Below are 6,880 nucleotides of genomic sequence, written 5' to 3' on the forward strand. Positions count from 1 at the left end.
AAAGCCATACCCGACGTCCCTGGGCAGTTCGAAGCCTACGGCCGAGGGCAACAACCACCCTGCAAGAAAGGTAAGGAAACGCATGTTCGACATTCCAGGAATGCCACCGCTACAGCGGCATAACCTTCCGGTTCGCCGGGCTTCGTCGACACCAGCCCGCGTCGTCGACGACGGACACCCGGGCGGCGCTCAACGCACGTGCCGGCCGCAGGCGGCATCACAGCCGCGCACGCCCGCCGAGCAGTGGTGGCACTACAGCCGTGGGTGCGCGGCCGCGCTGCGTGCAGGGCGTGTACCGACCCCGGTCGCGGTGTATGGGCCGGTCCTCGAACCCGGCGAACACGCACTGCTCAGTGCACAGATCGACTACAGCCGCTTCTGCGGGGGAGATGGCTCGTATTCGCCGCTGCCGTTGATTGTTGCCGGCCGCCCAGCGGTGATGTTCGGCGCACTGGCGGTCCAAGGCGTGGTCAATCATCGTCGCAAAACGGTCGCGGCCCAACGCGCCGCCGCCCAATGGCGGTTTCACCAAACATGCCCGGTCATCGTGACGACCGACCGGCTGATCTGTACGACCGCCGCGCACGGCCTGGTCAGTTTCTGGTTCGGGGCTTGCACAGAGTTCTACCCGGATTTGCAGCAATGGACATTGACGCTCGGGTTCGACTCAACCTATCCCGTGCGGCTCAGCGGCCCGGCCGCGCCCGCACTGAGCTTGTGGAGCGCCTACGGGATCCTGGGTGACGCGTGGGCCGATGACCCCCGCCTGGCCCTACTGAGCTAAGTCGAGTCCTTATTGTGACGACGTTTCAGGCACTGCTTGTCGCGGTCATCGCTGTCCTTCCCGGCGCGGTGTACACGATCGCGCGGGAAAGCCACGGTGCCAGCTGGGCATGGCGAAAAACAGACGCGGCGACGCTGATCTTCCGTTTCTTGGCGACCTCGGCGGCATTTCACGTGCTGCTGGCTCCAGCGACCTACTATGGCTACCGCCACGTCGTCGTGACCGGCGCGACCGCGCCCAATGTGCTGCCGTGGTCGTGGTGGGCCGCGATCGCTGCCTACGTCATCGTCCCCTACCTGGTGGGCGTGTGGATGGAGGATTCCCGCGAATGGAAGCCCAGTTCTCGACGGGTCCTTGGTTGGCCGAAGAACACGCTTAAACACCTGCTGGCCTTCATTTCCGGGACTGATCCTGAGCCGCGGGCCTGGGATCGACTGTTCTCCAAGAACCGCACGGGATACGTCACGCTCAAGCTCAAGGACAGCCAGGAGTGGAAGGCTGGAATCTGGTACCGGCCGGCGTATGCGAGCGCCTACGGTGAAGACCAGGAGCTTTACATCGCCGAGCAGGTCGCAGTATCCGCGGATGGCGCGGTTTCATCCGACGCCAACGGCGACCCGATCTATCTCGGAGTTGGGCTGTTAATCCGCTGGTCAGAGATTGAATACATAGAATTTGTTGATCTGAGCGGTATGGGAGGTTGAGCGCGATGGCAAAGCAAGAACGCATCGAACGGGCGGTCCCTCGAGACGATGGGATCGAAAAGAAGGGCGGCTATCCAGCAGGGCCCAAGCCGGCGAAGGGCGTGCCGCCCGTCCCTCAAGGACTGCGCAAACCGCGCAAGCAGACGTAGCGGACGGAAAACGGACTTCCCAGCGCCCGCAATCGGCGCTGGTTAGCCGATGTGCAGCCCCAACACCGGCGGTAAGATGCGGAGCATGAGTGCAGGCAGGTTCACCATGGATGTGGCGGAGACCGAGGCCGGCTTGTCCGCCGCGGATGCCGCGACCGCTCAGCAGGCGGGTTCGAGTGTTCAGAGCCTCACGATTGGTGGCTATACAACGTCACTAGTAGGAGCTGCTATCGGGGCGCTCGCGGTGGCGGAGGCCCATGCAGCCGGGCGCGCGGCTACGAACACAGGAAGCAGAGAGTTCAGCATTGCAACAGTTCAAAGCGCTGAAGCCGGTAACTCCAGCGTGCTGACGACGTAACGACGGAGGGCGGCAGAATGTCATCACCATGGTCGAGAACCGGGTCCCCGTCGGTAACCTTGCCTCCTCCTCCCGCGTCTTCTCCTACGCCGGGAGCGACACCGCCGCCAGCAGCCCCGTTCCCAAGCGCTTTTCTGCAAGGCAGCGGGCCTCGACGTCGCGTTTCGGCGCGAATAGCCCTGGGGTTATTGCTTGCGATCGTCCTCTCAGCCGTCGTCACAGCGACAATCACCGTTGTAGCGATGCGAAGCGATTCGCGTGTACAGCCAGGCGGGCAGCCCTCCGTCGCGCTGGCAGCACCTAACTCCGCTTCGCCAACGCCGCAGTTCAGCCCCGCCGAATCCGCCGCAGCAAAGCAAAATCTATGCCACGTGTTCGATGTTTCTGCGGGCCAAAAAGGGCAGGGCGGGTACCGGGTCGAAGGTAACTTGAATATGCCCGTGACTCTTCAAGCCGTAACTAGCGCGGTGGCGGTACAGAATGCGCTTGTTCCCGCTGTGCCTGCTGACGTCGCATCGGCGGCACGGAGATACATCACCACGACACTTGACGTCGCTACCGCGGCTATGGGCAATACCTCAATAAATGAAATCAACCGTTTGACAGCCGTATCGAACGGCGCGGTTGACGCGCTCGTGGATGTTTGCGGGCTACCTCGGTAGGTTATGAATGGCTGCGATACCAGGCCCAAGTGCGGCCGAGGTCCCTACTTGGTGGGCCGAGCGTAATAACAAGCAGGCAGAGCGGCTGCTGAATCTGTTCACTCCGGCGAAGGCGCTCTCCAACCTGCCGTCAGGCGTCCCGCATATTGGCGGGGGCGGTGATCACCCGAAGCCGCAGGGCCCGTTCGTGCATATCCTGTTTCAACCTTTCGTGTGGCCCGCAGACTCGGAAACCCTTCTGACCGGCGACGCGGACATGCTGAAGGATGCGTCGAAATCGTTCGATAACGCCGCAATGGACGTCCAACAGGCTGCCAACGGCGTGCTGAACGGAGGATCATGGGTGGGTAAGAGCGCAGACGCAGCTTATGAGGCCTACAAACAAGCGGCCGCGATTAAATTCCACCAGGCCGACATCAGCGGTGCTGCATCGGATTTCATCAAGCGTGCCGCCGCCGACGTCGCGAGCGCCAAAAAGCACATGTTCAACGAGAGCAAGCAGGCGCATCAAGAGGCCGAGGCTTTTCTGCGGAGCGGCTCGGGTCACTCACTCGCGCAGGTGGCGGTGATCCTCGGAGTTCATCGAACGGCAATTCAAGGTTATTCATCTGAACTGCAAGGCTTCGTCACTCAATACACGACCCAGTTCACCAACCACTTCAAGGAGGGTGGCCCCGGAGCCGGTCCCAAGTTCAAACAAGCCGGACACGGGACGGATAGCTCAACGGATCCATCTTCAACTGACCCTTCAGTTGCAACCCCGCCTGGGACTAATCCGATCCCCGATCAACCTGTACCGAAAGACGCTGGTAACGGACTGGGATTAGGGCGCGGGCACCATGGGCTGTCATCTGGGCCTCCCGGAACTCCCCCCGAGACGATAACGCCCCCGACGCATAACCCATTGACGTCATTGCTAAATGGCGGTCTGCCGAGTATGCCCAGTCTGCCTGGCGGCGGGTCGGGCGGCGGCCTTCCAATGGGCCCTCTGCAAGGATTGATGGGTGGTTTCGGCGGGTTGCCGGGAGGTATGTCACCGCCTACGGGCCTGAGCGCGCCCGGTTTGCAGGGTTCCCCGATGCCGTCGTTGGGAATGGATTTCGGCCGTGGTTTGGCCGCTGGTGCTTCGGCAGCGGGTGGTCTGCCGCCGGTGACGCAGGCTCCGATGACACCGTTGGCGGCGCCGATCGAGTCTGCTCCGACGTCGGCGGCGCCGGCGGCGGCTCCTGTGGCTGCTACACCGCCGGCTGCTGCTTCGGCTCCAGCTCCGGCGCCGGCGACCGGTATGCCGGCAGGTGGTATGACGTCGTATGGTTCGGTGCTTCCTCCGCAGGCCACGTCGGCGGCTCCGCCGGTGGGTTCTGCGCCGGCTACACCGTCGATTCCAGCTGAGGCTGGTGGTGCCGGGGCGGGTGCGGGGGCGGGGACCGGGCTGATGCCCGTCGCCGGTCGGCGTGAGAGCGCAGCGGTTCGCCGCGATATGGCTGAATCTGATCTGGATCAGGCCAAGGCGTTGGTCGCCGAGCTGGCTGGGGCCGCCAGCGTGACTGACCCGGGTTTGGATTGGGCTGTGGCGGTGGGCCGCAACGCGTCTGGCATGCCGACGTACTGGGTGGCCACCAATGATGGTGCCGCCTATATTCCGCCTGGGGTGTTTCTGCGCAAGACAATGCCGATCGCTGGCGGGCACGATGGAGATTTTGACGCGCGCTGGTTCGGCTGGGTCAACCCTGCCGATAAGGCGGTGCGGGCGGCGCGGGAGCTTGGCGATACCGTGAGCGCGGTGGCGACGTCGTGGGCGATGCCGTCTGAGTATCTTGCCGAGCACCCGTCGCCGGAGGTTGCGACGGGCGTGAAACCGAATCTCGGGCCGGACAATATGTCGGCGGAGTTGTCTCCGTCGCGGGCGCACCGTCTGCAGACGGTGGATGCGGCGCTGTACACCGATCTGGTTGCGGCTGATGAGTCGACGGTCCGGCACTACTGCCGAACTCTGATTCGCCAGTTGGCGTTTGGTATTCCGGGCGAGGATTTGTCGCCACTTGCTCAGTCGGTGGCGAACGCGTTGGTGGCCGAACGGTGGCCGACGGCCCAGGAGTGGGCGTTACTCGGCGAGGAACATGAGGACGCGCTGGTGCAGATGGCTTGCCAGCGGCCGGGGTTGAACGGGGTGGAAAGCCCTGACCAAACGGTCAGCTACACAAGGGAGTTCGTCCGTTGCCGGCAGCTGGAGGCCTTGCTGTGCTGGGAGCAGCACGGCGGGGATCTGCTCAACGTCGTGTATGCGGCTTGGGTCGCCGGGATTCGGGCGCCCTTGAAGGACCTAGTTCTGCGTTGATCGACGATCTGACCGCCAAGGTGGCTCAGCTGCTCGCAGAGCCGCCGCCACGACCCGTGCGGGGGGTGCAAAAGGAAACCGCCACTCGTGGGCCAATCGGCCTCGCGATAACGGTGTTCCGGGCGGCAAGGGACTTGGTGGCAGAGATAAATTATGTTGAGGCTGTTAATGATTGGGAGCAGCGACAAGCTCGTTTGAGAGAGTTAGACGTTCTCTTAAGTTCGGGTGTGGTAAACGCTGCGGGCCGGGAAGTACTGCGCGACGAAGTGGAATCGTTGCGCCTCAGTGGTTTTGCTCGCGTGCAGCGCATGGCGGCCGTGTGTTCTGCGCTTGGTGTCGTGACCAAGGCCGTTGGAACAATCGTACGTGGTTGTGGAGAGCGCGGGGCTGCGGAAAGTCAAGCTAGCGCTGTGGCCAGAGTGAACAGATCAACGCCGAGACGCTGCGGGTCTTGGGGTTACACGAGCACACTGCTGCGATGTCGCTAACTGATGCATATTGCCTTGTGGTGCAACGAAATTAGTGTGTCGGCCAGTAGCCGATGACGCCGTCGAATTCAAGGTCTGTTTGGGCGAAGTCATTGCCGATCGCAATGAGTGGTTCCTGCGCGAGTTTGGCGGTGGCGTATGCCATGGTGTCTCCGTAGTTGAGGGCGGCGGGGTGGCGACCCTTTCCGTACTGGAGGTAGGCCCGATGTGCGATCCACGCGTGCTCGAGTGTGAATGGTTGGAATTCGAGGTTGATTTCGGACCGGAGGCGGTCGAAGACGGTGCGGGCTGTGGCGCCGTGGCGGCTGGTGAGCACGATGAGGCATTCGGCGGCGTTCGCCGTGGACATGACCGGGCTACGGTCGCCGGCGAGGGCGGCCGCGATCTGTTCGGTGTAGGGGGCTTCGCCTTGGATCAAGGCAATAAGGGCTGACGAGTCGATGATCACGGCGCTCACACGCCCGTGGCGTCGTTGTATCCGAGCGCTTGTTCGCGTTCGGTCTTGCTGATAGGGGATCGGTCGTGCAGCAGTGGCCAGATCTCGGTTCTGAGGACGTCGAGCAGTTCGTCGGCGCGGTTTCCCGTGCGGGATTGGGTGATCTCGATCTGGGCGCGCAGTGCGTAGCGGATTGCGTCGATGCGGCTGGGGAGGTGCAGGCGGGCGGCGAGCTCGTCGGCGAATTGGATCACCTCTTCGTCTTTCACATTGAAAGCCATAGGTATATGGTACCGAACGCGAGGTATGTAGTACTTCGCTTTGTGATGGTTTCGCCTGCGCTGGATGTGGCCTGGGCCGATGGCGTCGGGTTAATTTTGTTGGGTGAGTATTGCGGCGTTTGTAGCGGGTGTCGACCGCATTTTGACGCGTGCGCATGACTTGTATCCGGCTGGCGGTGGGGGCGGGGAGTTACCGGCCGCTGGTGAGGGCGGTGCGGTGCCGGCGTCGCCTGATGGCGGGAGTGGGTTGCGTGCCGGGGTGTTTCGGGCCGCTGGCTCTTATCAGCAGTCGCGCGCCGGTGCGGCGGGCCTTGATCAGGAGTTGCAGGAGTCGGCCGAACAGGGCACGGCGATTGGTCAGCAGGGCCGGCTGGCCTCGGGGGTGATTCGTGATCAGGCCCGTGCGATCGGGGCGTCGAGTGCGACGTTGGGTCGGACGCCGGCGGGGGCGCATCTGATTATGGCCGCGATGGATCAGCAGCTTTCGGCGATGCAGGGCCAGTTGCAGGCGACGAAGACCCAGTACCAGGGCGTGTCGGCGACGTTGCGGCAAACAGCCGCGGGGTATCAGACGCTTTCTGATGGGGCGAAGGATTCGCCGCCGGCGGTGCCGTTGGATTCCTCGGATAGGTGGAAGCCTGGGGATCAGCGGCATATGCCCTATGGTGCCGGGGTGGGCG

General features: G+C 63.3%; 5 protein-coding genes and 1 pseudogene. 4 read left to right on the top strand and 2 right to left on the bottom strand.

Features of this window, described 5'->3' with window-relative positions:
• The first annotated feature begins 82 nt into the window (after window positions 1–82).
• From AWC17_RS25855 to AWC17_RS32295, 3 genes are all read left to right on the top strand, one after another.
• Window positions 83–784 (top strand): hypothetical protein, encoded by a 702-nt coding sequence (locus tag AWC17_RS25855; RefSeq protein ID WP_136246450.1) that lies wholly within the window; start codon window positions 83–85, stop codon window positions 782–784.
• 14 nt (window positions 785–798) lie between these two features.
• Window positions 799–1,488, top strand: coding sequence for a DUF6338 family protein (locus AWC17_RS25860; RefSeq protein WP_047324298.1), 690 nt, complete (start codon window positions 799–801; stop codon window positions 1,486–1,488).
• A 1,176-nt stretch (window positions 1,489–2,664) separates the two neighbouring features.
• Entirely contained in the window at window positions 2,665–4,995 is a 2,331-nt protein-coding gene (locus AWC17_RS32295; RefSeq protein ID WP_139315450.1) for a WXG100 family type VII secretion target, read from the top strand.
• A 519-nt stretch (window positions 4,996–5,514) separates the two neighbouring features.
• Here AWC17_RS32295 and AWC17_RS25875 read toward each other — a convergent pair.
• Both AWC17_RS25875 and AWC17_RS25880 read right to left on the bottom strand, forming a co-directional pair.
• On the bottom strand, window positions 5,515–5,931 hold the full coding sequence (locus AWC17_RS25875) for a type II toxin-antitoxin system VapC family toxin (protein ID WP_047324166.1): 417 nt from the start codon (window positions 5,929–5,931) through the stop codon (window positions 5,515–5,517).
• Window positions 5,932–5,936: 5 nt separating this feature from the next.
• Complete coding sequence (locus AWC17_RS25880) at window positions 5,937–6,200, bottom strand: type II toxin-antitoxin system VapB family antitoxin (RefSeq protein WP_047324157.1); 264 nt, start codon at window positions 6,198–6,200, stop codon at window positions 5,937–5,939.
• Window positions 6,201–6,447: 247 nt separating this feature from the next.
• Here AWC17_RS25880 and AWC17_RS25885 point away from each other — a divergent pair.
• Window positions 6,448–6,880: pseudogene (locus AWC17_RS25885) on the top strand (hypothetical protein); the annotation flags it as partial.

Source organism: Mycobacterium nebraskense, assembly GCF_002102255.1.
Taxonomy (GTDB): domain Bacteria; phylum Actinomycetota; class Actinomycetes; order Mycobacteriales; family Mycobacteriaceae; genus Mycobacterium; species Mycobacterium nebraskense.

Bases quoted from the DNA above. Each gene is read 5' to 3' on its own strand.
- AWC17_RS25880 (WP_047324157.1), bottom strand. From the start codon at position 6,200: ATGGCTTTCAATGTGAAAGACGAAGAGGTGATCCAATTCGCCGACGAG.
- AWC17_RS25855 (WP_136246450.1), top strand. From the start codon at position 83: ATGTTCGACATTCCAGGAATGCCACCGCTACAGCGGCATAACCTTCCG.
- AWC17_RS32295 (WP_139315450.1), top strand. From the start codon at position 2,665: ATGGCTGCGATACCAGGCCCAAGTGCGGCCGAGGTCCCTACTTGGTGG.